Raw genomic sequence first — 25,778 nt, 5'->3', positions numbered from 1 at the left:
TGCCCTCGAGAATTTTCCTCAGTCTGGATCGGACAAACTTTGGAAGCATGCGTTGCAGCCAGATTACTCATGCTAAGTCCCGCACGGCAGTCATCGGCGAGCAAAAATGAGCCAAACAACGTTTGCAGCTGCGACGAATGGCGGGGCGTTCAAGTCTTGGAAGATACGTTAGCCGGAAAAGCGAGAAGCCGGATGAGCTTTGGGCACTTCACGTCACGGAACCTTTTCTGCCTTAAAGCGTTGTACATCGTGGCGAAGCGTAAATCGGCATCCATATGATGATAAATCGCGTATGTTTGGGGTCTTCGGAGCGCTAGTTGCATGCTCATCAACGAGGCAAAAAGCGCCGCTTGTGGCAATGTGGCCTGAAAGCCACCCTACTAGTCAGCAGTCTGGACCAGTTGAAGCGGCCATCGGCGCTACTGCAGCGAAGGTCTGAAAAGTCCCGCAAACCTGCCGTCCAAGTGTTCGGTTACTATTCACCTTCAAACGAACATAGTGCGTGCACGTCCATTCCAAGGCCTTCAAGTCTTTTGCGGCCGCCGAGGTCGGGTAGGTCGATGACGAAGGCGCAGCCGACGACTTCGGCACCCATGCGTTCGATCAGTTTGATCCCGGCTTCGGCGGTGCCGCCGGTGGCAAGTAGGTCGTCGACGAGCAGAATTTTTTCACCTGGTTGCAGCGCGTCGTCGTGGATTTCGACGATGGCTTCGCCGTATTCGAGCGTATAGGCCTGTTCGATGGTTTTGCCGGGCAGTTTGCCTTTTTTACGGATGGGTACGAAACCTTTGCCCAGTTGGTGTGCGATGGCGCCGCCCAAGATGAAACCGCGCGCTTCTAGTCCGACAACTTTGTCGATGGGTTGTCCCGCATAGGGGTGAAGCAGTTGATCAATCGCAATCCGAAAACCACGTGGATCGCTGAACAATGTTGTCACATCGCGGAACATGATCCCTTCGTGTGGAAAATCAGGAATGGTGCGGATGTAATCTTGGACGGTTTTCATGTTGGTCTTTCTACAGGATACGGCCAGCGACGGCGTCTAGTTTGGCGACAAGATCAGGGTCGCGTTTTTCGAGGGCGGTCATTACCGCATATTCAAGCGCCCGATCACAGCCGTGCGGGCAAGTTTCGCGTTTTGCCCCGAGTAGCGCCGGGAGTCGAGAGACAAGATCGCGGGCTTTGGTCCCGTTGCCTTGTAGCGTTGCGATAATTTCGGTGATGTCCACTGCCCCATGGTCTGGGTGCCAACTATCGTAATCTGTGATCATCGCGACTGAGGCATAGCAAATCTCTGCTTCCCGAGCGAGCTTGGCTTCGGGCATGTTGGTCATACCAATCACATCGCAGCCCCATTCGCGGTACATTTTGCTTTCGGCCATGGAGGAAAACTGCGGCCCTTCCATCGCTAGATAGGTGCCACCCCGGTGTACGGTGATGCCCGCATCGCGGCCGGCGGTTTCGCAAGCGTCAGAAAGACGTTCGCAGGTGGGGTGGGCGACGCTGACATGTGCAACGCAACCCGTGCCAAAGAACGATTTTTCGCGTGCAAAGGTTCGGTCGATAAATTGATCAACGATGACAAAGTCGCCGGGTGCGAGCTCTTCTTTGAACGAACCACAGGCGCTGACGCTGATGATATCTGTGACGCCTAGGCGCTTGAGCGCATCGATATTGGCGCGGTAAGGAACGGTCGTCGGCGAATGCAGGTGCCCACGCCCGTGGCGCGGCAGGAAGGCCATATCAACACCGTTCAGTCGCCCGGTTAGGATGTCATCGGATGGGCTGCCCCAAGGGCTTGAGACGCTGACCCATTTCGGATCTTCGAGTCCGTCCATATCATAGATGCCCGATCCACCAATGATCCCAATTTTCGTTTGCATATTAACCACCTGCATTGAATTCGTCGCGCTTGAGTTTGACCGGGATGGTTGCAAATGTGAACCCCGCAGTCGTGCTGAAGGCGCAACAATAAAAGGCACTCACGCCCCAAGGGGTGACAATTACGCGCAGGTCCGGTAGGGCAGGCATAATATCCCCATCTAGACAGGATTCCCCATGGCCCGCGCTTTACTGGCGAGTTTCGCAGATAGTCTATCAATCAGCGATCCAAACGCACCTTTGACCCCGAAACAGCTTCGGATTGACGTATTGTCAGGTTTGACCGTTGCACTTGCTCTTGTGCCAGAAGCGGTGGCCTTTGCCTTTGTTGCGGGTGTGGCACCGTTGGTCGGGCTTTATGCTGCATTTATCGTGGGGCTGATTACGGCGGTCTTTGGTGGTCGTCCTGGGATGATCTCGGGAGCGACCGGGGCGCTGGCCGTTGTGATGGTTAGCTTGGTATCGCAGCACGGGGTGGAATACCTGTTTGCGACTGTCGTTTTGATGGGCCTGATCCAAATTTTCGTTGGCGTAATGCGCTGGGGCAAATTTATTCGCCTTGTGCCGCACCCGGTGATGTTGGGTTTTGTGAACGGTCTTGCGATTGTGATTTTCCTTGCACAATTGGGTCAGTTCAAAGTGCCCGGCACAGCCGAGGCCGTAGGGCATGGCGTCGGTGGCGGTGAGTGGCTGTCAGGTGGCCCGCTGGCGCTGATGCTGGGGCTGGTGGCTCTGACGATGGCGATCATCTATTTTATTCCAAAGCTGACAAATGCGGTCCCGGCACCGCTTGCTGGCATCGGTATTGTTGCTGCGATCGTGATTGGCCTTGGTCTGGACGTGCCACTGGTCGGTGATCTGGCCAGCATCGAAGGCGGTCTGCCACCGTTCCATATTCCGATGGTGCCTTTGACGTGGGAAACGCTCGAGATCATTGGGCCATATGCGCTGATCCTTGCTGCGATTGGTTTGATCGAAAGCCTGCTGACACTGAACCTTGTTGGTGAAATGACGGGCAACCGTGGTGGCGCAAGTCAAGAATGCATCGCGCAGGGTGCAGCGAACACTGTCACAGGTTTCTTTGGCGGTATGGGTGGTTGCGCCATGATTGGTCAGTCGATGATCAACGTCAAATCTGGCGGTCGTACGCGCGTGGCCGGCATTGCGGCGGCGCTGTTCCTGCTGATGTTCATCTTGTTCGCAAGCAGCCTGATCGAGCAAATCCCGCTTGCTGCGTTGGTTGGGGTGATGTTCATGGTTGTGATCGGGACCTTTGCTTGGAACTCGTTGACGATCCTACGCAAAGTTCCCCGCACTGATGCTTTTGTCACGATCCTTGTAACCGTCGTGACTGTTGCAACCGATCTGGCGACCGCCGTTGTGGTTGGTGTGATCGTTTCGGCGCTTGCCTATGCATGGAACAATGCAACACGCATTAACGCCAAGACACATGAAACGCCAGAAGGTGCGAAGGTTTACCAAATTCGTGGGCCGCTGTTCTTTGGGTCTTCGGATGGTTTTGCGGAATTGTTTGATGTCGAAAAAGATCCGTCATTGGTCATTATCGACTTTGACGAAAGCCGCGTCGTTGACCAATCAGCGCTGCAAGCGATCGAAGCAATTGCTGGAAAATACGAGGCTGCTGGAAAACGCATTCAGCTTCGTCACCTTAGCCATGATTGCCACCAACTACTCGCAAAGGCTGGGCATTTGATCGTCGATAGCGACGACGACCCTGACTATGCGCTGGCCGTTGACTACGGCGTTAAGACTGGGATCTTGGGCGGACATTAACCCCCTTGAATTTGGACGCGCTGCACCACAGATGTGTGGCGCGCCCATATGGCCAGTGGCGCCGCAACCGCGCGTTCACGGCCACGGACATCTAAGATGATTATTGATGCAATTTACGCTGCCGGAGGGCTTGCGGCCCTTGTTCTGTGTGGTGACGTGCTTGTGCGCGGGGCAGTGGCCGTCGCGCAGCGTGCCGGGTTGTCACCGTTTGTCATTGGATTAACGCTTGTGGGTTTTGGTACGTCGATGCCGGAGCTTATGACCAGCCTGATCGCCGCCTATCAGGGATATTCGGGTATCGCGTTGGGCAATGTTGTCGGTAGCAATATCGCAAATATCCTTTTGATTTTGGGCATCACCGCAGCGATGGGCGCAATTCCGGGTCGGGCATTGCTAGAACGTGACGGCATGGTGATGATTGGGGCGACAGCGCTCTGCGCGGTGTTTATCCTATATGGGCAGATTGGTCGCGTCGCGGGGCTGCTATGTCTTGCCGGGCTTGTGGGCTATTTGGTTGTGACTTTGCGCAGCGGTCGCCCTGAAGGGACTGCAAAAGAACAAACCACGGGCATGCCAGTTTGGGTGGGTCTTGGGGTGTTTATATTGGGCCTCTTGGGGGTCATGCTCGGGGCGAAATTCCTTGTCCAAGGTGCCAGTGCGATCGCGCGTACCTTCGCCGTGTCAGAGGCGGTCATTGGCCTGACCATTGTCGCTGTTGGGACATCCTTGCCAGAACTCGTGACTTCGGTGTTAGCTGCGCGCAAAGGTCAGGGTGAGATTGCGATCGGAAATATTATTGGCTCTAACATATTTAATGTGCTGGGCATTTTGGGGGTGACGGCAGCAGTCTATCCCATGACGGTTCCAGCCGATATGGCAGGCGTTACGCTTGGAGCCTTTATCATCGCTGCGGTCGCCCCGGCAATCGGGGCAAGGTTCTGGGGGCAAGTTCCACGCTGGGTCGGATTTTTGTTTGTCGCTGGCTACACGTGTTATGTCGTTGCAATTGTTGCTTGAACGCAAATTTCGCGCTAATCAAATAGTGTCACTCGCCGGGTCCACGGCGGACATTACCAAAGAAAACGATATCAATGACACTGATGACATTTGCTGTGTACGAGCAGCAACTGAAATGGGTTGCATTCGCCTTGGGGATCGCCAGCACGATTTGCGTGGTGCAGGGTTGGCAACTCGGGGCGATGCTATTTAGTCTGCCATTTTGCTTGATCTGGATGTACTGTGGCTGGCTCAGAAACGAGCGCCAGCTCAAATACATCAACATGCTCTTTACGGCACTATACGTCTACGGCATCGCCCGGTATTTCGTGGTCGCGGCCTAGCTTTGGCCCGGTCGTTTTAGGGTAAAGGTGTCCTGAATGACTGCGTAGTCTTGGTAGCCCATCCGCGCGAGCATGCCGAATTTTGTGACGTCGAAATAGCCATCAGTCATGCAATCATCGCGTAGATGCACACCCACGACCTCGCCAAAGACAGCAAAGGTTGCGCCGCCTGGCAAAGACACGATTTCGGTCAGTTTGCATTCAAGCGATGCAGGTGCATTCGCGACGCGCGGGCAGGGGATCTGGGTGCACTCAGCCTTGGGAACGCCAGCGAGTGTGAATTCATCGGTGCCTTTGTCCCATGGGCCAGAGGTCTGGTTCATCACGTCCCGGTCCGCAAATTCAACGATGTTGACCGCAAACACCCCGGTTTCGCGGATATGCGCAACAGTGTCCTTGGTCCCGTCGCGGTCTGGCTTCGCGCTGGTTGATGAAAACATCACCTGCGGCGGCTCATACGCAACCGCGTTAAAGAATGAATAAGGCGCAAGGTTATCTTGTCCATCTGCACCGCGCGTTGAAATCCAGCCAATAGGACGTGGAGAAACAATTGCATTGAATGGGTTATGCGGTAGGCCGTGTCCATTTTTTGGCTCGTAGTACATCGTGTTGTCTTTTCCTTGGGTTTACGAACAGGTAGCTTGCCCCGACGAGACTGGCCATGTGAAAGAATAATGCAGCAAGCCGCAATGACAATGGCCGAAGAAACGGCTGCCGACTGGTGGGAGGTCGAAGCGCTCTATGATTTGTGCTTTGCGCCGGGCCGATCCGCCCTGTCATCGTATCGTTTGCGCGACGGTGTGGCACCAATAGCACCGCTTTGTATCACGGCCCGTGACGAAAACGGTGTGCTCGCGGGGGCCGTGCGCAATTGGCCTGTGTGTATTGATGGTAGCTTGGTCGTTTTGCTGGGGCCGATTGCGGTGCATCCGACCCGCCAAGGCGAAGGCGTTGCAGCCATGCTCATGCGCCAATGTCTGGCTGTGGCGGCGCAACACGGCTGGGATCGGATCATGTTGGTCGGCGATGCGCCGTACTATCAGCGATTTGGGTTTGCCAAGCTGAACGGGGTTGAAATGCCGCCACCCACCAACCCTGATCGGGTGCTTGGGCTGGCGTTGCGTGACGGGGCTTGGGATGGCGTTGTTGGTGTCGTGACCCAAGCGACTGATTGTAAATCCTGAAATGATCCCCATCTTAAGGCTATGAAAGCCTTTGATCACGAACCCGCGACAGTTCTCGCCCCGCAATTGCCAGAACCACTGGATCACGCCGCGCTAGATGAAATTGTCGCGCTTGCGCGCAAGCAAAAACAGGCGGGTGGGCTGCTGATCAAAGCGATATCTACGGTCGGTGGGCAAGTCGAAGATGGGCTTAAGATGCTGCCTGCCGGATTTCGCAATCAGGTCGAGATAGCCGCGCGAAAAGCTCTAGAGCACAGCTACACCGTAGCGGCAAAGTCGCGGGGCGGCTTGGGGCGCTCTGTTGGTTCTGATCGGGTTCACAAGGCGCTTAGCACCGTGTCAGGCGCGATTGGTGGACTGGGTGGTTTGCCCACAGCGCTGGCCGAATTGCCGGTTGCCACGACGGTCATTTTCCGTGCTGTGCTACATGTCGCCGAAAGCTATGGCGAAGATCCTGATGCTGTAGAAACTCGTGTCGCCTGTCTGGCGGTGTTTGGTTCAGGTGGCCCGGGTGAGCAAGACGATGGATTGGATACGGCCTTTATCGGGGCGCGTCTTGGGCTATCGGGTGCGGCTGTTCACGGGTTTATCCGCAAGGTCGCGCCTCAATTTGCTGCTGTCATGTCACAAAAGCTTGCCGCGCAAACAGTGCCAATTTTGGGCGCTGCTGCTGGGGCGGGCACAAATTATGCCTTTGTCGATTACTACGTCTCGCTGGCCCATGTGCATTTCGGATTGCGAAAACTTGGGCGTATCCACGGGGATGCCCAAGTCACCGAAGCATTTCATGCGGCTTTGTCTGATCAGACCTGATAGACCAACCAATCGGCGACGGCCCGTCTGACGGATTGATCGCCACGCGCGATAGCATCGTCCATGACTTGCTTGACCTCATTCAGATCAACCCGCCGCAGCAGATGTTTGACCGGACCAACAGAGGCCGGGCGCATCGACAAAGTCCGCATTCCTAAAGCTGCGAGGCACAGGGCTTCGACCGGGCGTCCGGCATCCTCGCCGCAAAACGACAGGGCCGTGTTGGATTTATTGCAGCGTTCAATCACCTGCGAAATGAACGACAGAAAACTGACATTCAGCGTATCGTAACGCTTGCGCACGCGTTCATTTTCGCGATCCGCAGCAAAGAAGAATTGTTTCAGGTCATTCCCGCCGATCGAGATGAAATCGACCTCGTCAAAGAACACATCCGGTGCAAAACCAAGCGATGGTGTTTCCAGCATCGCACCGACCTCGAGCGTGGATGGCAAGTTGTGCCCCAAAATCTTTTCACGCTCGATCGCCTTGTCCATTTCCGCTTTGGCTGCGCGAAATTCCTCGAGCTGGGTGATGAAGGGAAACATCACCGCCAGAGGTCCGCCGTCGGCCGCGCGCAGCAGGGCTTGCAGTTGCATCCGCAAGACGCCGGGTTTGTCCAAACCAACCCGGATCGCGCGCCAACCCATAGCCGGGTTTGGTTCGTCGTTGGGCTTCATATACGGTAGAACTTTGTCCGAACCGATGTCCAGTGTCCGAAACGCGACGCGCTTGCCCTTGGCCGAAGACACAACACGCGAATAAAGCGCCGATAGCTCTGCGCGGCGGGGCATCTTATTTCGGACCAGAAACTGTAGTTCCGTCCGGAACAGGCCCACGCCTTCGGCGCCGGACCCTTCTAGCGAGGGAAGGTCCGCAATCAGCCCTGCGTTCATTTGAAGCGAAATCGTAGTGCCGCATTTCGTTGTCGCCGGTAGATCACGGATCGAAGCATAGCGTTCTTGGGCGCGGGTTTGCATCGCCAACTTGTCACGGAATGCGGTATGGACGGTTTCATCAGGCCGCAGGTGCGCAATACCCTGGTCGCCATCAACCAAGATGGTGTCGCCATTTAGGGCCTCGCGGGTGACGCCCTTTGCGTTGATCACCAGCGGGATAGCCCACGCCCGTGCGATCACTGTGGCGTGGCTGCCGACAGAGCCCTCTTCGAGGACGATACCTTTGAGCGTCTTACCGTATTCCAACAACTCGCCGGGGCCAATGTTGCGCGCGACAAGAATTGCGTTCTCGGGCATATCGTTTCGGGCGTCGGCACCTTGGCCTGTGAGAATCCGCAATAGGCGGTTCGACAGGTCGTCCAGATCGTGCAGGCGCTCGCGCATATAGGAATCGCCCGCTTTGCTTAGGCGACTACGCGCGAGCGATTGCTCTTTTTCGACGGCTGCTTCGGCAGAAAGCCCGCTGATTACATCGGCTTCCATGCGCCGCATCCAACTGCCCGAGTTCGCGAACATGCGATAGGCTTCGAGAATTTCGGTCTGGTCAGAATCGGTCGAGTGGGCACCTAGCAGCATGCTGTCGACGGTTGATCGCAGTTCATTGACGCCGTCACGCAGTCGCGCCAGTTCGATATCCGGATCGTCAGAGATGGGGTTTGTCACAACCACACGCGGTTCGTGCAGGTAAACCTTGCCTTCGCTCGTGCCTTCTTGGGCGACGGAGCCACGCAATAGAACATGTTGTTGGTGGCGGGCAGAAAGGGCTGCGCCTTCGCCGACAAAGGCACCTAGTTCGGTCATTTCCGCCAAAACCATTGCCACGATTTCAAGCGCATAGACCTCGTCTGCGGTGAATTCGCGTGCGGCTTTGGATTGTACAACAAGCACCCCAAGAGAATCGCCTAAGCGCTGAATGGGCACACCGCAGAAGGATGAATAGCGTTCCTCGCCGGTTTCCGGCATGTAACGGAACCCTTTTTCGGCGGGGGCATCGGCAGTGTTAATGACCGTGCGGCTTTTGGCGGTGCGACCAACAAGGCCCTCGCCAAGGCGCATACGGGTTTGGTGAACGGCTTCTGCTTGCAAACCTTTGGTTGCGCATAGCTCGAGCGTTTCTGGATCACGGAATAGATAAATCGAGCAAACCTCGGTCATCATCGAGGTTGCAATGAGCTCAACAACTTCGTCGAGCCGCGCCTGGCCTTCGTTATCGGCAGCGAGCGCCTCTCGCAGACGGCCAAGCAGCTTGCGGCTTTCGGTTTCAATCCGTTCTGGCATTGGTCCCCCGTGTGAGGCAGACCAATCGTTTCAGATCAGCCAGCCTTTTCCAATTCGAATGCATCATGCAGGGCCTGAACGGCAAGTTCCATGTATTTTCTGTCGATGAGGACGGAAATTTTGATCTCTGAGGTTGTGATGACCTTAATGTTCACACCTTCAGCGGATAAAACCTCGAACATTTTAGCAGCAACGCCTGTATGGCTGCGCATTCCGATGCCGACCACGGATACTTTGGCGACGCCTTCATCAGAGACCATATCGTGGAAATTGATATCGCCTTTGTCCTTGGCTTCTTGCATCGCTTTTTCAGCGCGCATCACCTGATCAACAGGACAAGAGAAGGTCATATCTGTCCGACCCTCTTCTGAGATATTTTGAACGATCATATCGACGTTGACGCCTGCATCGGACAGCGGGCCAAAAATCGCGGCTGCGATTCCGGGGCGGTCTGCAACCGAAATGAGGGTCATTTTTGCTTCGTCACGAGAATAGGCCACACCGGCCACGACGTTGGATTCCATGATTTCCTCCTCATCGCAGACGAGCGTCCCTGCGTCGTCCGATGGTTCTTCGAATGATGATAGTACGCGCAGGCGCACCTTGTAACGCATTGCCAATTCGACAGAGCGCGTTTGCAATACTTTCGCGCCCAATGACGCTAGCTCTAGCATTTCTTCAAATGCAATTTTGTCGAGCTTGCGCGCCTTTTTGGTGATCCGCGGGTCTGTTGTGTAGACACCGTCAACATCGGTATAGATGTCGCAACGTTCCGCGCCAAAGGCCGCAGCAAAGGCAACCGCAGTCGTATCAGAGCCGCCGCGGCCCAATGTCGTGATACGTCCTTCGGGGCTGATCCCTTGGAAACCGGCGACAACGGCGACTTTCATGCCTTCGCCAAATTTGGCGTTGATATTGTCGGTTGGGATTTCTTCGATCCGGGCACTGGAGTGCGCCGAAGTCGTCTTAACGGGTACTTGCCAGCCTTGCCAGCTACGGGCGGGGATATCCATCTCTTGCAGGCGTAGCGCCATCAGGCCAGCAGTGACGTTTTCACCCGATGAAACAATCGCGTCATATTCGCGCGCGTCATATAGTGGTGAGGTTTCATTTACCCAGCCAACCAATTCGTTGGTCTTGCCGGACATCGCCGAAACGATGACAATAACGTCGTATCCGTTGGCAACTTCGACGGCGACGCGTTTTGCCGCGCGGGCGATCCGGTCCAGATTGGCAACCGATGTGCCGCCAAATTTCATAACAAGCGTTGGCATGGTCGTGTCCCCCGAGGTTTCCACCCCTGTAGTAATTCCGCAGGTGTCTTAATGGGGTGTGCGCAATAGAGCAATGCGCAACCGACATGTTTAGGCGCGACTAATTCGTCTTTTTCTTTGGAATAAAAGGCAGAGGTAGAACCGGGATGCCATCATCAACCAGTTTTTTCGCCTCTTCCATCTTGGCCTCGCCATAGATTGGGCGTTCAGGTTTGACCCCGTCATGCATGTCGCGAGCTTCTTTGGCGAAATCGCTGCCGACATAATCTGACGTGCTCTCGACCTTTTTGCGTAACTCTTCGATCGGATTCGCCTCAGATTTTGGCGCGGCGATTCGGTTCGAAGTACTGACCGAGGGTGCCATGATCGATTTGGTCACGACTGACGATCCGCAGGTTTCACAATTGATCATTCCGGCTTTGCTAAGCTTGTCAAAAGCATCGCCAGATTGAAACCAGCTTTCAAAAGCATGGTCTTGGTCACATTTGAGATTGAAGCGGATCATGATTGTTAAATAGGCGTTTTACTGGCGCTTGCAAGCTTGTCGTTAGTGCAGGAAATTCTGTGGTTTGAATGACGCGACAATCCGCTTCAGCTCTGGTTCCTGTAGTTTTTTCGCAGCCTTTTTGGGGCTTAGCCATTTGCGCTTGCGCTGTCCTTTTTCGGGCCAGTCGCTGAGCACGTTGCGGGCGTGCACCGGGTAGACCATCACGACAATCGGCGCCTCACCCGTTTTGAGAGGTTTGACATAGCTATAAACCCCAAGGCAGCGGTCGGTTGCATCGCCGGTAATCCCTGCTTCTTCATAGGCTTCTGTGGCGGCGGCCTGCGCTGGGGTTTGTTTATGCATTGGCCAACCTTTGGGCAAAATCCATCGCCCCGTATTGCGGGTTGTTACAATACAGATTTCCAGCTTTCCGTTGTGCATGCGCCAGCAGAGTGCAGCAAACTGCGCGCGTACATCCGTCTTTCGTCCCGTTCTGAGCTTGATCGGAAGTTGGCGAAAGGCGATTTTTGCCATGGTTCTATTCTCGTTTTGGGGTACACCCCGGAAGATGCCGGACGTTACGCATGACCAGCCCATACAGGCAAGCCCTTTCCCGAGGTTCATAGGCTCCGAGATATATCGGAACTCAAGCTACGGGGCGTGGCATCCATTGCGCGTTCCGCGTGTTTCTACCGTAATGGATCTGACCCGTGCTATGGGCTGGCTACCTGCGAGGCAGTATATCACAAGCCCAAGGGCCAAGCCTGCCGCACTGACCGGGTTTCATACGCCCGCTTACTTGGCCGCGCTCGTCCAAGCGGAACGTGATCAATCTGTAACCGAAGCCACACGCGCGCGTTTCGGTCTGGGCACCCCTTCCAATCCCGTATTCCCCGAGATGTTTCGGCGCCCCGCAACAGCTGCGGGTGCGTCGCTGTTAGCCGGAGAGTTATTGGCCAAAGGTGGAACGATTTTCTCGCCCGGTGGTGGTACGCATCATGGAATGCCTGATCGGGCGAACGGGTTTTGCTATCTGAACGATCCGGTCCTCGCGATCCAGTCGCTTCGCCGCAATGGCGCGCAGCGCGTTGCCTATGTTGATATAGATGCCCATCACGCGGATGGGGTCGAATACGCCTTTGCCGAAGAGCCGGATGTGCTGCTGCTATCTGTGCACGAGGCAAACCGTTGGCCCCGAACGGGCGCATTGAGCGACCGAGGCGTCGGTCAGGTCTATAACTTGCCAGTGCCTGCGGGGATGCATGACGATGATATGGCGCTCGTGCGTGATGAATTGTTGCTAACTGCGGTCGCAGCATTTCGGCCAGATGCGATTGTCTTGCAGTGCGGTGCCGACGCGGTCACCGAAGACCCGCAATCCCGGCTATGCCTGTCAAATAATGCGCATTGGTCAATTGTTGCCGCACTGGCCACGATCGCGCCGCGCTATTTGGTTCTGGGTGGCGGAGGGTACAACCCGTGGTCAGTTGGCCGTTTATGGTCTGGGGTTTGGGCCACGTTGAACGGCATCGAAATTCCTGATCGGTTGCCTGTTGATGCCCAGTCGGTCTTGGCTGACTTGACGTGGAAAACCCACCGCCGCAATCAATCCCCGCAGAAGCATTGGCTAACGACAATCCGTGATGAGCCGCGCAATGGCGCAATCAGCGGCGAAATTCGGCGCGACTTGCGCGTGCTCGGCTCTGCCTTGCGCATCTGGGTCTAGCGCCTCTTGCGCCCTGTGTCGAAGCCACCGATAGTCTGCGCATGTTAAACCGACTTTTCTTTGTAATTCTGTGGGCTACGCTTTTTGCGGGGCAGGTTGCACGTGCAGAAGTCACAATCTTTGCTGCGGCGAGCCTCAAGGAACCTGTCGATGCAATCGTCGCAGAATTCCCCGGTGCGGTCGTATCATACGGCGGTAGTGGGACACTTGCGCGACAAATCAGCATAGGTGCCCCGGCAGATGTGGTCATGCTGGCCAATTCCGATTGGATGACATTCTTGCGCGATGGTGGACATGTTCAGCCGCAATCGGTCTTTGGTTTTGCAAGCAATAGCTTGGTCTTGATTGGTGGGCCTGGTCAACCGCCAGTGCAATTGGACCATGCGTCACTTGCTGCGGCTTTGCAGGGTGGGCGACTTGCCGTGGGGCTAACAAGGGCTGTACCAGCGGGGATATACGCAAAAGAAGCGCTGATTTATCTAGACCTATGGGACGCAGTTCGCGATCAATTGGCCGAAGTCGACAATGTGCGCGCGGCACTGGCGTTGGTTGCGCGGGGGCAGGCGCCATTGGGGATCGTCTACGCTACGGATGTGCGGATCGCCAATGATCTACAGGTCGTTGCCCAATTTCCACCAGAGGCTCATGCCCCCATCCGTTACACTGCTGCGCTGACAAATGATGCGTCTGATCAGGCTGTAGAATTTATCGCATACTTTCGGTCTGAGGCAGGGCAGGCGATACTCCAAGAGGCGGGATTTTTGCCGCCAGTCGCACAATGATTGCGGGGCTTGGCCCGCAAGAATGGACAGTCATTGCCCTGTCCATTCGGGTGGCTGTGGTGGCCATGATCGCGGCGTTGCCAGTGGCTGTCGGGGTTGCCTATGTCTTGGCGCGCAAACGCTTTCCGGGGCGTCAGATTTTGAACGGTATCGTACATTTACCCTTGGTGCTGCCGCCCGTGGTGACGGGGTATTTGTTGCTTGTCATCTTTAGCAAAAACGCACCTGTCGGCGCGTTTCTTGAGGCGACATTCGGGATCAGTTTTGGCTTTCGCTGGACTGGTGCTGCATTGGCAGCAGCAGTGATGGCGTTTCCGCTTATGGTGCGTGCCATCCGGCTCGGGATCGAGGCGGTCGATCCAGGGCTTGAGGAAGCAGCGGCGACCTTGGGGGCGTCGCGTTTGCGCATTTTTATGACTGTGACACTGCCGCTCATCACGCCAAGTGTTCTCGCTGGCGCAGTCTTGGGGTTCGCCAAAGCGCTGGGCGAATTTGGGGCGACAATCACCTTTGTTGCGGCGATTCCGGGGCAGACGCAGACGATACCATCAGCGATCTACGGGTTGCTGCAAGTGCCCGGTGCCGAAGGTGCGGTTCTCGGGTTGGTAATCGTGGCTGTGATCTTGGCGATGGGGGCGTTGCTGCTGTCTGAATGGCTAGCACAGCGCGCCGTGCGCAAGGTTGGTCGCTGATGCTAGAAATTGATGTGCGAAAATCCCAGGGTGCATTTCAATTGAATGCGACATTTGAGGCACCCGATGGTGTGACCGCTGTCTTTGGGCGCTCGGGGTCGGGAAAAACGACGCTGGTGAATGCAATTGCCGGGTTGGTCACACCGGACGCGGGGCGCATTGCCGTGGATGGCACTGTGATCTTTGATGCCAGCCGCCGGATTAATCTGCCCCCGCAAAAGAGGCGTGTGGGATATGTGTTTCAGGACGCGCGGCTATTCCCGCATATGACGGTCTATCAGAATTTGACCTATGGCGGCAGACATGACGCAGAACGCGTGATTGATATCCTTGGGCTGACGCAGCTGTTAGGGCGCAGACCCGCTGGATTGTCAGGCGGTGAACGCCAAAGGGTCGCGTTGGGGCGCGCGCTTATGTGCGATCCGCAGGTCTTGTTGATGGATGAGCCACTGGCGGCATTAGACGCGCAACGTAAATCCGAGATATTACCATATTTTGAAAGGCTCAGGGACGAGACACGCATTCCCATTGTCTATGTCAGCCACGATGTGTCAGAGGTCGCCCGGCTTGCCACAACGGTGATTGTATTAGACGTGGGCCAAGTCGCTGTTGCTGGACCCGTTGGGCAGGTGCTGTCGCGCGCAGATGTCGTTCCCGTGATTGGAACCCGTGCCGCAGGTGCAGTCATCGTGACCAAGGTTGCCGGGCGGTTGCTAGATGACGACCTGACGGAATTGCAATTCTCTGGCGGTCGTTTGGTTTTACCGGGGCAATTGGGGGAAATCGGCCAGCATGTGCGCGTCCGAATTCCGGCGCAGGATGTAATCCTGTCACGCGATGTGCCCGGCAATATGAGCGCGCTTAACGTGTTGCCCGTCACGATTACACAGATCAATCCGGGGCGCGGGCCGGGTGTTGCTGTGGGCCTCAAGGCGGGCGACGACCATCTGCTTGCGCGCGTCACCCGGCGCAGCGCGGGACGCATGGAATTGGCTGTGGGTCAGCAGCTCTATGCGATTATCAAGGCAACCGCCGTGGGGCCGCAGGATATTGGAACCTAAACTGAGCGTTCAATCGCGTCCAAAGTCTTTGTGACAGATCCTGCGTGATCTTGGTAGAATTGCGTGATTTGCTGGTCTGTTACCTCAACGGGGTGCTGCACTGCGCCTAGCAATTCAGCAGGGGTTTGCACATTATGACAAACGCCAGCAGCGATGGCCTCTTGGGCTGGGTAGGCGATTGTCCATATGTGTGGACCAACAATGACAGGTTTCCGCAGGGCGATCGGCTCGATTACGTTGTGCGCGCCTTTGGTGACGAACCCACCGCCAACGATGGCCCGATCCGCGAGCGAAAGATAAAAATACATCTCGCCCATACTGTCCCCCAGCAGGACATTGCAGGCAGGTGCGGCAGATTTAAGTTTGAGCTGATCGTCAAGAATATCGGACCTGCGTGCAAAACTAATCCCTGCATCCCCGAGCATTTGCGCCACCTCGTCAAAGCGTTCGGGCGCACGGGGAACATAGACGAAAAACGCATCAGGCGTGTTGCGGATCATGTCAATATAGATCGGGTCTTCGCCCTCAACCACAGAAGTCAGGGTAAAGCTGGGGCGGCCATCGACCAATTCCTGTTGAACCTCTTGCGCTGCAATCAGGTGGGCTTGCGGTATGGGTTGCTCAAACCGCAATTCGCCAGTGATATGGATGTTATCCATCCCAGCCGCCGCAAACCTATCGCGCTGATCTGCGGATTTCACAAAGCCCCCGGCAAAACCGCCCATCAGCGCAGCACGCAGTCCAAGCCCTTGGGTGTCTTTGTCAAAGCTCTTTTGCGGGTACTGCGCGTTGCACATAAACAGCGGTGTGCCCAGTTTGCGACATGCAATAATCATGCGGGGCCAGACCTCGATCTCCATGACGAGCCCATATTTGGGCGCGAAATGGCGAATAAAGCGGCGGTACGCAAACCCCAGTTCCAGCGGCACCCAGATCGACCTGACCTTGCCTTGTGCAATTTCGCTCGCGAATTCGCGTTCTGCCTCGCGTCGGCCCGCCGGGGTGAAATGTGTGGTTAGCACCGTTTCTCCGCGATCGAGCAAGGCGCGGATCAGGGGCGTAGCCGAACGCATTTCGCCCAGTGAAACTGCATGCACCCAAACGGGGTGAGTAAGTGCACTGCCATAACGGCCAAAACGTTCGCCTAGATGTTGCGCATAAAGCGGATCTTTGCGGCCACGGCGGCGCAAATATAATAGCGCAAAGGGCAGCAAGAGCCACCAGATGACCTCGTACAGCGCCATCGCGATACGTAGCTTTATTGGGGGGAACTGTTTCATTTAGGTGTCCTTAACAGCCCAAGCAGATCAAGCGCGAGCTGATCAGTCGATAGCGAAGCCTTTTCAACCACAGTTGAAGCGCGCGCGGCCAGATCAGCTAAATCGGCGTTGAGCAGGGCGTTTGCAATATCTTCGGGTGTCTTCACTGAGATTGCGGCGTTGCTGGCATGTAGCTGCGCAAAGTCAGACGTGAAATTACCGTATCGCGGGCCATGCAATATCGCGGTGTTTAGGGCTGCGGCTTCCCATGGGTTATGCCCTTCGACATCGGTAAACGTGCCGCCAATCAATGCGGCGTCGGTCAATCGGTAAATCAGTCCCAGGTCGCCATAAGTATCACAAAGCCAAACCGGATCGTCAGCTTTTGGATGCTGAGATTTCGATTTTCTGGGGATGTTTGGATCAGCCTCTTCAGGGCGTTTCGGATCGCGCGGCGCGATAATGAGCAGGGCGTCAGGCAACTGGCGCAACAAGAGCTCATGCGCTTTGCAGGCTATCACTTCGTCTCTTGGGTGGGAGGGCGCAACAACCCAGGTAAAGCGCCCCGCGATTTGTGCCCGAAGCTGGGACAGCTCTGCCTCTGAATGCGAAAGGGCAGGGGCCGCAGGTTTTAACGACCCAGTAATAGCTGCCTCTACCCCAAATTGCCCAAGATGTGTGGCGGTTGTCGCGTCTTGGGCCGTTACCAACTTCATCGCCTGATAGAGATCGCGATATAACGACTTTGCCCGCTGATGGGCCTTGAACGATTTGTCTGCCAAGCGCGCCGCGATAATCGCTTGGGGGATATCGCGCTGGGCAAGATCGCTGACAAAGCCGGGCCAGATATCTTGCTCTGCCCAAATGCATAGATCCGGCTCGAAGTGATCCAAGAACCGACGTCTGTAGAGCGGCGCATCAATCGGCAGAAACTGGTGTATTGTGCGCGGCGGCAGGTTTTGGGCAAACACTTGTGCCGATGCTCGCGTGGTAGAGGTGACTAGGAACGACAGCTCTGGTTGCTTGGCCGCCATCCGCGCGATCAATCCGCGCAAAGAGAGCGTTTCGCCCAAGCCTACCGCGTGCAGCCAGACCAACTGGCCTTTGGGGCGCGGGGCCAGATTGCGCCCTTGCTTTTCTGTCCAGCGGGTTGGGTGCTCTTTCCCCTTTGACAGTCGTTTTCGCAAAATGCGACCTGCCACCAGCGGAAACAGATAGGATCCCGCCAAGTAGATCCGCAGCAATGAACCGCGTTTCATCTTAGTCGGCGCTGTCATGAAAAGTTTTCTGAAGATTGCCATTCCAGAAGCTATCAGTATTGAGCACGGCAGTAAAACGTTCAGCGGCACTCCCCCCACCAAAGGCATCATGGCGCGGATAGGCTTTGCCCCATTCATTGTTCAAAAACGCGTCAATCTTATCGATCTCTGACGCATCCGCAAAAAACACCGACGGAGATTTCGCACGGTTCGTTTGGCGGGACCCGATATCAAGCGAAGGCACCCCGATAAATGGCGCCTCGCGCACCCCAGCCGAAGAATTGCCGATCATTGCACTTGCGTTCTTCATGAGCTCGGAAAAATGGGCAAATCGCATCGACGGCAACACTCGGAACCGATCCGACGGCAAGCGGTCAATCGCTGCAAAAATGCTGGCAGAGCCGGGGTCGTTGTTCGGGGCAATCACAACGAAATTTTTGCCGGACCGATCAAGCGCGGCGAACAAAGCGTCCGCCTGCGCGCCCATCGTTTCAGCCTCAGATGTGACCGGGTGAAAAACACAAATGCCAAAGTCGTCAAAGGGCAGGGCGTAACGTTCCTTTACTTCGGCCATGGTGACACCCGACGCGCCAGCATGAAAATCTAGCTCAGGCGATCCAATCGGGTGAATGTCATCTTGTGCCTCGCCCAACGACATAACCCGCTTGGCCGCATCTTCTGACGATACGAAATGCGCGCTTGCCAGCTTGCTGTTACAGTGACGATATATCTCGTCGATTGTGCCCGAGACTTCGCCCCCTTCGATATGTGCACAGCGCACATAGTTTGTCGCACACACCAAGGCGCAGGCCAATGCCTCGACGCGGTCTCCGTGTATCACAACAAGGTCAGGCGCGTGCTCTTTGATGAAATCAGAGAAGCCAATGACTGTCTTGGCCAGGATCATATCTTGCGGATCACCAGCGCGCTGATTCAAAAACTCATGCACCGCAACGCCGGGGGTCCGATGGACCTCAAGCTTGGTCAGGCCGTATTGCGCGAGCATATGCATGCCGGTGACAAAAAATGAGGTGTCAAACCCATTGTCGCGGGCCGCAATTGCCAGTGGCTCCAGCTTGCCAAAGTCAGCACGCGTGCCAGTCACAAATAAAATAGATCGCGCCATAGGGTGTCCAAATGAGTCAGTTATTGGCGGTCAGATTACTCAGCCGGTTCGCGAAAGGAAACCATGCGCGGCACGCACGCGCCGACCGGATGCAAAAAAGTCGACAGCCAAAGCGCAACAGCTCGCAAATCCCCTTGACGACCACGTCCCATCAGCCTAACCACAGCGCACACCACGGATGGCGAGTTGGCGGAGTGGTGACGCAGCGGATTGCAAATCCGTGTACACCGGTTCGATTCCGGTACTCGCCTCCAATAAAATCAATGACTTGCGTCATTTTCCTGCTCCTTCACTGCCGCTTTTGAAACAACCGTTGAAACTTTCACGTTTCGGTCCCGTCTTGTTCTTTTGAATTACGAGCACTCTGTGCACGCCTTGCCAGCTCTCGCTGGCGAACTTGACCACCATACTTTTTAAGCATTTCCACACCAGAATGCCCTGTAACCGCTTTGACCATCTCGTCGTCACAACCAGCTAGATAGAGCTCGATGGTTGCATTCTTTCGAAGTCCGTGAGTCACATATTCTTGGGCTCGGTCAAATTCCAACCCAGCCTTCACGTCCCTCATTTCTCCAGCCAAAGAACGGTAAGATGCGGGGCCTCCGGAGCGATTTGTGAGCACGGTACGTCCAGCCTTCGGAACCTCTGATAAGAAATCTTGCAGCCTCTTGGTCAAAGGTATCCAAAGTGGCTTATCTGTCTTGCCTTGATTGAAATCCCAAGCACCATCTTGGATGTCAGACCACCGGATTTTACGCGTGTCTCCAATTCTTTGACCAAGGCCAATGCTCAATTCGTATAGAAGTCTGGCCCGTGGCGTCGCTTTTTGCTCGAATTCTTCCCGCAACTCATCAGGCCACGGTTCCCAACCATCCCCCGCCTGCTCAAGAAGAGGTATGCCGTGAGCGGGGTTGGATTGATCACGTGGCAGGAATCCAATCAAGCGGGCGTGGTTCATGAGGACCACCATTACCTGCACTAGGTAGTTAGCTCGCCTCCACTTGTCAGCATTTGCTTGTTGCAAACCATAAATATGCTTGGTCTCGATCTTTGCTGGGTCTTTTTCCCCCCAAATTTCCCGGATATGACCGATATAGGTCCTGTAGTCTTGTTTGGTTCGGGGCTTTAATTTTTCAAATTTCTTGCTCTTATAATAGCTTAGGATGAGGTTTTCGAATGTTCGACGCCCAGAACTGACTGAAGGAGCTCCATTCACCAATTTGTTGTAGTGCTCCCAAAATTCAGCGGATCCGAAAGCCTCTTTCATCATTACTGACTGCCCTCGAGACCGGCGAATAAACCGCAAATAACCGCGATCCGAATAGACGTATTTGGGTAATGCTGAGCGTGTCATTATTTCATCCGCAAATCTTCGACAAAGAAATCATCCGCTCCGACATACTCCCCCATGCCCGCCTCGACGGTCACGCTTCCGTCTGGACGAATTTCAAATCTTGCATGTAACCAACCTGCTTTTCTGGCCTCTGCAATCAGCAGAGACACAACTTGCTTCGCCTTAGAATGAGATTGAACTACAGGCATTTGCGCTGCCCTGCATCGTTATCCTCGAGCTTAGATTGCACCATGTGCGCATCTAGGAATTCTACAACAGCGCGCTCAGGAACAAGAAACTGCCTACCGATACGCACGTGGCGTAGCTGTTCAGAGGCCAGCAACTTTCGCACTCTTCGGACTGAGATACTCAGCCGCTTCGCAACGTCTTTTGTTTCCAACAGGGCTTCGCTCATGTCTTCCCTTTCGCAAGATCAATGGTATACATTCGGTGACTATTATGTCGTTTCAGTGTATATTTAGGCCAAATATGGCCACTTAAGACCAAATAAGGCCAAAGACTGCAAGATGTCTAGCGAAAATGTGGAAATAGGGGCTCGCCTTAAGGAGCTCCGAAACAAAACTGGTCTGAATCAGCAAGAGTTTGCTGAAACAATCGGTGTTTCGTACAGGTCTTATCGAGCCTACGAAAGTGGGCAGCGAGAAGTCACGACTGCAGTGCTAACCAAGCTTTATGACCTTATGGGGCATAGCCCCATGTGGGTGCTGACTGGACGGCGAACCAGTCTCAGCGAAACTGATATGAGGGTTGTGAAACAGGCGATCTTAGCGGGCTTACAAACGCTTTCGCCTGAAGCCCTCAATAACAGCAAAGAGAAAGCTTCTGAGTTTCTGCAACTAGTAGTCAAACTGAGCCTACAACAAGGCGCTTGTTTATCCCTTGAGGATACGAAGGCAATTTCCCGTCAAGATTTTGAGTAGTAAAAATGAACCAATTTGCACCAAACCCCAAGCTCACCCTGCAGCTAGAAGCCTCATGGCGTCTGCAGCGATTGGCGAAGAAAAGTTTCTTCTCATTGACTATATTGATGATTGCGTCCGCTATTGGACTGGTGTGGACGATGCCTTTCCCCGAAGTTCAGCCCATCCTTATAGCTGCTTTCTGTGTATCTGCTTTTGCAGCATTGAAAGTCCGAAACCTGAAACTACTAAGCCAAGAAGTCATCTGCACACTACATCGCAAAGACGAAAGCTAGATCGTGACATAGCATCGATTTGACCTGCTGGGTTGTTGGGAAATCTCGGAAATTCGAAGTTTCAACTTAAAGGCATGTTGAAATTGAAAAAATCAACGGCACCTCGTACAGTACAAATGGCATCGGTACAGGACCAAAGAGACTAAAAGAGGCATCACTTGCAGACATCCGTTATCGATTTCTTTCGTGGTTGCGGTGGCACCAGCGCTGGTTTAGCCTAGGCTGGTATGAATGTGCTCGCCGGTATCGACTATGATGAGAGTGCGCTTAAGACCTACAAACACAACTTTCCTGACGCAAAAGTTCTTTCGACAGACATCTCCAAGCTAACTTGCAAGCAACTAGAAGAGGCGATTGGTGAAGTACCGAGATCAACAGGCGAAACAGCTTGGTGTTAGGCGACAATCACTGATTAAGCGCTGGATCGCTGAGCGGTTGGACTAGGCCGTGATGGGGGGCTTTCTGCCCCCGCGCCTGCGGCGCTCCCCCGAGGATAGTTTTGGGAAGATGAGGCGCCATTCTCATCAAGTTGAGTCTACGCCGAAGTCAAGTTCGTTACCGGAGTCAGATGATCGCTTCACGTGTCAGACACTGCTTCAGTGTCTGCGGTCAAAGGCTCGTTATCACAACAAATCCAGTCGGATAGCGCTTTTCTGTCAATATCTTGGTTGCGGTGGCCAAGCTCGTCGGCCACCGCAAGAATTGGCGCGAGGCGGTCCATCAAGCTCGTGCCCTTAGCAGGCCTTGGGTTGCCGCCTTTTTTCGTCATTGGAAACCACCTCCAAAGGCTGTCAGACCAGTTGCAAACAACGCGCTTAACAAAACGCAGGTGAGGGCATGGCCGATTGGGTACCAATTTACACGCGAAACAGGTTTCATCACAAGGTCCAAGCTCTTTAAGGTCAACCCTCACGAAACCCTATCTTTCATTCATCTGGTTGTTTCGCTTGATCCCGCTCTCCGATTGGAAAATCAGAGGCTATTTGAAGGTCAGACGGCGAAGCCGCCTGCTCCTGCAAATCTGCCACGTGGCGAACGCGGGTGGGGGCGAGGCAATGCAATTCGACAGGGTTGGTGCGGCCCGCAGGCGCAGCCGAGGACCCGGCCCGGTCTAATTGGGTTGCTCGAGGGGGAGGGTCGCGCCCTCAACCTTCTTTCCTTAGGGTCGGACGCGGTTGGCGCACCGCCCGTTTCCGGTGCGTCCGCGTTTGGCGTAACTGAGCCCAGAGAGATCGATGCTTACTTGAATGCTACAGAAGGTAACCCTATATAAATATTTGATTATATCGTTCGGAGGTCGTCATGCTGAAATCTACGGAAGACGCTTTCAACTTGCTCGAACGATTGGGCGCACCACCACGTTTGATAAAACACCTCGAACTGGTTGGGGAGGTCGGTGATGAAGTCAATTCAAAGCTTGATGACCTTGGGGTTCAGTACGATAAACGCTTCATTCAAATCGGCATTGCCGTACATGATGCGGGTAAAATCGTTCATCCCAGCGAGCTTGAGAAAGGTGGTAACCTGCATGAAGCAGCGGGCGAAAAATTACTTCTAGAACATGGTGTTGAGGCAAAGATTGCTCGGTGCTGCCTCAGCCACGCACAATACGCCAGCATGGGTGCATCGTTCGAAGAACTTATTGTCGCGCTTGCTGACACATTATGGAAAGGCTCACGAGCAGCCGACCTGGAGCTACAAGTTATCGATGACGTCGCCGCCCGGCTGCAAACTGATCGATGGGGATTGTTTCAAACCTTCGATAGCTGCTTCGAAGAAATCGCCGCCGCCGGAGATGAACGCCTATCTCGAAGCATTTGATTTACAATAGGCTATGTCCAAAAAGATGGAGCAGGTTGTTCCCACAGCCGATAACGATGATCCATTTGGCCGTGGTAATTAGGGGTTGAAGGGGGGACCGGCGGTCCACTGATCGGCGCGCAGCAGCGTCCGGCTTGTTCCAAGCCCAAGCAGCTAATCGGGATTCAACGACAGCTTTGGGCCGTTAGTGGCGTCGGGCTGAAAAGGGCGGAAAGGGGACATTCGCTGCGCGTGCGAATTATGATCGGCTGAGCGTCGAAGCGGACATTCACGGTATGGGTCATTTTTAGCTCGATTGATTGGTAAGCGCTGCGACGAGGTGGCGGTTTTTATAGGTTTTTGTTAGGGTGGTCACCTGTGGATTCCAATCACGCGACGCAACCGTGTTTGCTTGGAAGTCCAAAACGACCGAATTTCCCTCATTTAACAATGAGACGATGTGTGGTCCCATGACCTCGCGAAACTTTGACATGCACCGCATGTAGTCCGAAATCGACGACATTTCTTCAGAATAAAGACCATTTAGCCACTCATCTGCAAATGTACCTCTATACAGGGGACTCCATGCTTGCTGTTGGTGATGATGTCGAAACGAGCGCAAATTTTATCCGAGGGGCGCGTGATTATCAGGATCGCGCGCGGGGCCGCGGAAGGCATCAATGATTTCGCAGCTTCGGGCCACGCGCTGTATCCTTTGCAAGTCGTCGACAGGAACGCTCCAACGGGTGGCATTGTAAAGTTGGGGAACAAGGCACAGATCAGCTTGGGTCAGTGACGCGCCCATGCAGAAGGGACCTTCCGGATCGAGCATGCGTTCGACTGCTTCGAGACCAGTTCGAATGAAGTGTCGCATCCACTCTGCGCGCGTCTCTTCGCGCCCCGTCAGGGCCACTGCATGGGTCGCGACACGTAGGTTGCAAACGGGGTGCAGATCACAGGCAATAGCCATGCTGATCGCACGCATCCTAGCCGCCCGAGCAGGCTCTGCTGGAACTAAAGACACCCGCCCCGTCTCTTCGAGGTAGTCGAGGATGGCAAGGGATTGTGTCAAGCGGTGGCCGTCAATATCGAGCACCGGAACAAGTCCCTGCGGGTTGCGCGCGAGATGGGTCTCGCCAGACTGTTTTCCAGACAACAGGTCGACTGGGCAGCTACGCCAGCGAAGGCCTGACAAGTTCAGCGCGATCCGCACCCGCCAACTGGCAGTTGAGCGCCAGTAGTCGTACAAGATGATCTCACTTGAGCTCATGACGTAGCCTCGGAAGCCCAATCGGGCAGAGTAATAGCGGGCTGCACGGTGCCGCTGCACGTTCCGAAACCGATCCGGTATCCATCCCCGCACGCAGCTCCATAAAGCGTAAGGGTATCTCCATCTTCGAGGAAGCAACGTTGTCCGCCAGCGACCTCGACGGGTTCTTTGCCTCCCCAAGACATTTCGAGAAGCGATCCCCGGCTGTCCTTGTCCGGACCCGAGATCGTACCGGATCCCAAAAGGTCGCCTGTTCGCATGGAGCATCCGCTGGTCGTGTGATGGCACAGCTGTTGAGCGGCCGAGTAGTACATCTGCCCATAGTTGGTGCGACAGATAATCGTCTCGGAAGCACCCTGTGGCGCAAGCCCGACGCTCAGCTCGATATCATACAGCATCGGTCCGGGTTCATGTAGGTACGGAAGGAGCGGGCGATCGCGTTCCGGCGAGGTGGTTCGAAAGGGTTCCAGCGCCGCGCGGGTCACGATCCAAGGGCTGATCGTCGTAGCCGTCGCCTTGGCTTGGAACGGACCCAGAGGTTGGTATTCCCAAGCTTGGATGTCACGCGCCGACCAATCATTCAGCAACACATAGCCAAAGATCATTTCGTCGGCCTCTGCCACTGATACCATCCCGCTGGAGGGTCCTCCGACGATAGCTCCCAACTCAAGCTCCAAGTCGAACCGAGCCGATGGAGCGAACTGCGGCAGGGCCTCATCGGGGCGCTTTACTTGCCCCCAGGGGCGATGAACCGGCGTGCCAGAAACGACTACGGAAGAGGCCCGACCGTTGTAGCCGATGGGAATGGACAACCAATTCGGCGGCAAGGCATTTTCAGGTCCGCGAAACATTGTGCCAACATTGGTTGCATGGTGCTTCGACGCGTAGAAATCAGTGTATTCCGTAACGGTAAAAGGCATTAGCAAGCGCACATCGGACTGGGCCACGAGGTGCGGAGAAACTGCCGCCCCGTACGCAGGATCGCCAAGCAGCACCATTAGGCGAGCGCGCAGGGCATCCCACGTCGCGGGGCCGGACGCCATGACACTGTTCCATGTCGGTGCGGAGAACAGGTCAGGGTCCAGCCCGTGGTCCACGCGCGCCACATCGAGCACACAGTCGCCGATGGCGACACCCATTCGGGCACCGCTCCCATCGTCGAATACGCCATATGGCAGGTTATTGAGCGGAAAATCACAGTCGGGGGCATTTGCTGCCTCGACCCAAGATGTCATCAACGGCATCGT

The 25,778-nt window shown here is 55.1% G+C and carries 28 protein-coding genes and 1 tRNA gene; 13 read left to right on the top strand and 16 right to left on the bottom strand.

Annotated elements, in window-relative coordinates; all coding sequences use genetic code 11:
* Window positions 1-475: 475 nt before the first annotated feature.
* Together TW80_RS09270 and TW80_RS09265 are read right to left on the bottom strand one after the other, a co-directional pair.
* The gene (locus TW80_RS09270) at window positions 476-1,006 is read right to left on the bottom strand and encodes an adenine phosphoribosyltransferase (protein ID WP_045996921.1); all 531 of its coding nucleotides are present in this window, start codon (window positions 1,004-1,006) and stop codon (window positions 476-478) included.
* 10 nt (window positions 1,007-1,016) lie between these two features.
* Entirely contained in the window at window positions 1,017-1,883 is an 867-nt protein-coding gene (locus TW80_RS09265; RefSeq protein WP_045996920.1) for an S-methyl-5'-thioadenosine phosphorylase, read from the bottom strand.
* Between the two features lie 175 nt (window positions 1,884-2,058).
* Between TW80_RS09265 and TW80_RS09260 the strand changes: the two genes are divergently transcribed.
* The 3 genes from TW80_RS09260 (at window position 2,059) to TW80_RS09250 (ending at window position 5,015) form a co-directional block, all read left to right on the top strand.
* Window positions 2,059-3,675 carry a SulP family inorganic anion transporter gene (locus TW80_RS09260; protein WP_045996919.1) on the top strand — a complete coding sequence of 539 codons (1,617 nt, stop codon included), beginning with the start codon at window positions 2,059-2,061 and terminating at the stop codon, window positions 3,673-3,675.
* A gap of 96 nt (window positions 3,676-3,771) precedes the next feature.
* Entirely contained in the window at window positions 3,772-4,692 is a 921-nt protein-coding gene (locus tag TW80_RS09255) for a calcium/sodium antiporter (protein WP_045997142.1), read from the top strand.
* A gap of 74 nt (window positions 4,693-4,766) precedes the next feature.
* Complete coding sequence (locus TW80_RS09250; protein ID WP_204218481.1) at window positions 4,767-5,015, top strand: peptidase; 249 nt, start codon at window positions 4,767-4,769, stop codon at window positions 5,013-5,015.
* Here the strand turns inward: TW80_RS09250 and TW80_RS09245 are convergent.
* Window positions 5,012-5,620 carry a flavin reductase family protein gene (locus tag TW80_RS09245; RefSeq protein ID WP_045996918.1) on the bottom strand — a complete coding sequence of 203 codons (609 nt, stop codon included), beginning with the start codon at window positions 5,618-5,620 and terminating at the stop codon, window positions 5,012-5,014. The two genes, TW80_RS09250 and TW80_RS09245, sit on opposite strands and share 4 nt — an antisense overlap.
* 69 nt (window positions 5,621-5,689) lie before the next feature.
* Here TW80_RS09245 and TW80_RS09240 point away from each other — a divergent pair, with 69 nt between their 5' ends.
* Window positions 5,690-6,199 (top strand): GNAT family N-acetyltransferase, encoded by a 510-nt coding sequence (locus tag TW80_RS09240; RefSeq protein ID WP_045996917.1) that lies wholly within the window; start codon window positions 5,690-5,692, stop codon window positions 6,197-6,199.
* Between the two features lie 21 nt (window positions 6,200-6,220).
* A complete protein-coding gene (locus tag TW80_RS09235; protein WP_045996916.1) occupies window positions 6,221-7,012 on the top strand; it encodes an EcsC family protein in 792 nt (263 codons plus the stop codon).
* Here the strand turns inward: TW80_RS09235 and ptsP are convergent.
* The 4 genes from ptsP to TW80_RS09215 form a co-directional block, all read right to left on the bottom strand.
* Window positions 7,003-9,246, bottom strand: coding sequence for a phosphoenolpyruvate--protein phosphotransferase (gene ptsP, locus TW80_RS09230; protein ID WP_045996915.1), 2,244 nt, complete (start codon window positions 9,244-9,246; stop codon window positions 7,003-7,005). The genes TW80_RS09235 and ptsP overlap by 10 nt on opposite strands.
* Before the next feature lie 35 nt (window positions 9,247-9,281).
* Complete coding sequence (locus TW80_RS09225) at window positions 9,282-10,520, bottom strand: aspartate kinase (protein WP_045996914.1); 1,239 nt, start codon at window positions 10,518-10,520, stop codon at window positions 9,282-9,284.
* A 100-nt stretch (window positions 10,521-10,620) separates the two neighbouring features.
* Window positions 10,621-11,025: a DUF1178 family protein gene (locus tag TW80_RS09220; RefSeq protein ID WP_045996913.1), complete on the bottom strand. Its 405-nt coding sequence runs from the start codon at window positions 11,023-11,025 to the stop codon at window positions 10,621-10,623.
* Between the two features lie 42 nt (window positions 11,026-11,067).
* Window positions 11,068-11,541: an NUDIX hydrolase gene (locus TW80_RS09215; protein WP_045996912.1), complete on the bottom strand. Its 474-nt coding sequence runs from the start codon at window positions 11,539-11,541 to the stop codon at window positions 11,068-11,070.
* 34 nt (window positions 11,542-11,575) lie between these two features.
* On the opposite strand from TW80_RS09215, the gene TW80_RS09210 reads away from it, so the two are divergent.
* From TW80_RS09210 to modC, 4 genes are read left to right on the top strand one after another with little or no spacing between them, the layout of a single operon-like run.
* The gene (locus TW80_RS09210; protein WP_045997140.1) at window positions 11,576-12,733 is read left to right on the top strand and encodes an acetoin utilization protein AcuC; all 1,158 of its coding nucleotides are present in this window, start codon (window positions 11,576-11,578) and stop codon (window positions 12,731-12,733) included.
* Window positions 12,734-12,774: 41 nt separating this feature from the next.
* Window positions 12,775-13,515 carry a molybdate ABC transporter substrate-binding protein gene (gene modA, locus TW80_RS09205; RefSeq protein ID WP_045996911.1) on the top strand — a complete coding sequence of 247 codons (741 nt, stop codon included), beginning with the start codon at window positions 12,775-12,777 and terminating at the stop codon, window positions 13,513-13,515.
* The gene (gene modB, locus TW80_RS09200; protein WP_045996910.1) at window positions 13,512-14,207 is read left to right on the top strand and encodes a molybdate ABC transporter permease subunit; all 696 of its coding nucleotides are present in this window, start codon (window positions 13,512-13,514) and stop codon (window positions 14,205-14,207) included. The genes modA and modB overlap by 4 nt, the downstream gene beginning before the upstream one ends.
* Window positions 14,207-15,268 (top strand): molybdenum ABC transporter ATP-binding protein, encoded by a 1,062-nt coding sequence (modC, locus tag TW80_RS09195; protein WP_045996909.1) that lies wholly within the window; start codon window positions 14,207-14,209, stop codon window positions 15,266-15,268. Before modB ends, modC begins: the two co-directional genes overlap by 1 nt.
* Here the strand turns inward: modC and TW80_RS09190 are convergent.
* Genes TW80_RS09190 through neuC form a run of 3 tightly spaced genes read right to left on the bottom strand, consistent with a single transcriptional unit; the run spans window position 15,265 to window position 18,912 of the window.
* Window positions 15,265-16,548, bottom strand: coding sequence for a 3-deoxy-D-manno-octulosonic acid transferase (locus TW80_RS09190; protein WP_045996908.1), 1,284 nt, complete (start codon window positions 16,546-16,548; stop codon window positions 15,265-15,267). The two genes, modC and TW80_RS09190, sit on opposite strands and share 4 nt — an antisense overlap.
* A complete protein-coding gene (locus tag TW80_RS09185; RefSeq protein ID WP_052700936.1) occupies window positions 16,545-17,804 on the bottom strand; it encodes a 3-deoxy-D-manno-octulosonic acid transferase in 1,260 nt (419 codons plus the stop codon). Before TW80_RS09185 ends, TW80_RS09190 begins: the two co-directional genes overlap by 4 nt.
* Entirely contained in the window at window positions 17,788-18,912 is a 1,125-nt protein-coding gene (neuC, locus tag TW80_RS09180; protein ID WP_045996906.1) for a UDP-N-acetylglucosamine 2-epimerase, read from the bottom strand. Before neuC ends, TW80_RS09185 begins: the two co-directional genes overlap by 17 nt.
* 180 nt (window positions 18,913-19,092) lie before the next feature.
* On the opposite strand from neuC, the gene TW80_RS09175 reads away from it, so the two are divergent.
* Window positions 19,093-19,166: transfer RNA gene (locus tag TW80_RS09175), tRNA-Cys, on the top strand.
* 68 nt (window positions 19,167-19,234) lie between these two features.
* On the opposite strand, the gene TW80_RS09170 is transcribed toward TW80_RS09175, so the two are convergent.
* Genes TW80_RS09170 through TW80_RS09160 form a run of 3 tightly spaced genes read right to left on the bottom strand, consistent with a single transcriptional unit; the run spans window position 19,235 to window position 20,660 of the window.
* Window positions 19,235-20,266 carry a site-specific integrase gene (locus TW80_RS09170; RefSeq protein ID WP_045996905.1) on the bottom strand — a complete coding sequence of 344 codons (1,032 nt, stop codon included), beginning with the start codon at window positions 20,264-20,266 and terminating at the stop codon, window positions 19,235-19,237.
* Entirely contained in the window at window positions 20,266-20,454 is a 189-nt protein-coding gene (locus tag TW80_RS09165) for a hypothetical protein (RefSeq protein ID WP_045996904.1), read from the bottom strand. The genes TW80_RS09170 and TW80_RS09165 overlap by 1 nt, the downstream gene beginning before the upstream one ends.
* Window positions 20,445-20,660, bottom strand: a complete 216-nt coding sequence (locus TW80_RS09160; RefSeq protein ID WP_045996903.1) for a helix-turn-helix domain-containing protein — start codon at window positions 20,658-20,660, stop codon at window positions 20,445-20,447. Before TW80_RS09160 ends, TW80_RS09165 begins: the two co-directional genes overlap by 10 nt.
* A gap of 112 nt (window positions 20,661-20,772) precedes the next feature.
* Here TW80_RS09160 and TW80_RS09155 point away from each other — a divergent pair, with 112 nt between their 5' ends.
* Together TW80_RS09155 and TW80_RS09150 are read left to right on the top strand one after the other, a co-directional pair.
* Window positions 20,773-21,186 (top strand): helix-turn-helix domain-containing protein, encoded by a 414-nt coding sequence (locus TW80_RS09155; RefSeq protein ID WP_045996902.1) that lies wholly within the window; start codon window positions 20,773-20,775, stop codon window positions 21,184-21,186.
* Window positions 21,187-21,191: 5 nt separating this feature from the next.
* On the top strand, window positions 21,192-21,461 hold the full coding sequence (locus TW80_RS09150; protein ID WP_045996901.1) for a hypothetical protein: 270 nt from the start codon (window positions 21,192-21,194) through the stop codon (window positions 21,459-21,461).
* A gap of 577 nt (window positions 21,462-22,038) precedes the next feature.
* Here the strand turns inward: TW80_RS09150 and TW80_RS09145 are convergent.
* Complete coding sequence (locus TW80_RS09145; protein WP_045996900.1) at window positions 22,039-22,230, bottom strand: hypothetical protein; 192 nt, start codon at window positions 22,228-22,230, stop codon at window positions 22,039-22,041.
* Between the two features lie 533 nt (window positions 22,231-22,763).
* Between TW80_RS09145 and TW80_RS09135 the strand changes: the two genes are divergently transcribed.
* Entirely contained in the window at window positions 22,764-23,282 is a 519-nt protein-coding gene (locus tag TW80_RS09135; protein ID WP_045996898.1) for an HD domain-containing protein, read from the top strand.
* A gap of 604 nt (window positions 23,283-23,886) precedes the next feature.
* Here the strand turns inward: TW80_RS09135 and maiA are convergent.
* Together maiA and fahA are read right to left on the bottom strand one after the other, a co-directional pair.
* On the bottom strand, window positions 23,887-24,531 hold the full coding sequence (gene maiA, locus TW80_RS09125) for a maleylacetoacetate isomerase (protein WP_045996897.1): 645 nt from the start codon (window positions 24,529-24,531) through the stop codon (window positions 23,887-23,889).
* Window positions 24,528-25,775 carry a fumarylacetoacetase gene (gene fahA, locus TW80_RS09120; protein ID WP_045996896.1) on the bottom strand — a complete coding sequence of 416 codons (1,248 nt, stop codon included), beginning with the start codon at window positions 25,773-25,775 and terminating at the stop codon, window positions 24,528-24,530. The genes maiA and fahA overlap by 4 nt, the downstream gene beginning before the upstream one ends.
* Window positions 25,776-25,778 lie beyond the last annotated feature (3 nt).

It is taken from the genome of Loktanella sp. S4079, from assembly GCF_000967725.1.
Lineage (GTDB): Bacteria > Pseudomonadota > Alphaproteobacteria > Rhodobacterales > Rhodobacteraceae > Yoonia.
The sequence above is the reverse complement of the archived record's forward strand: the minus strand, read 5'-3'. Positions and strand labels throughout refer to the sequence as shown.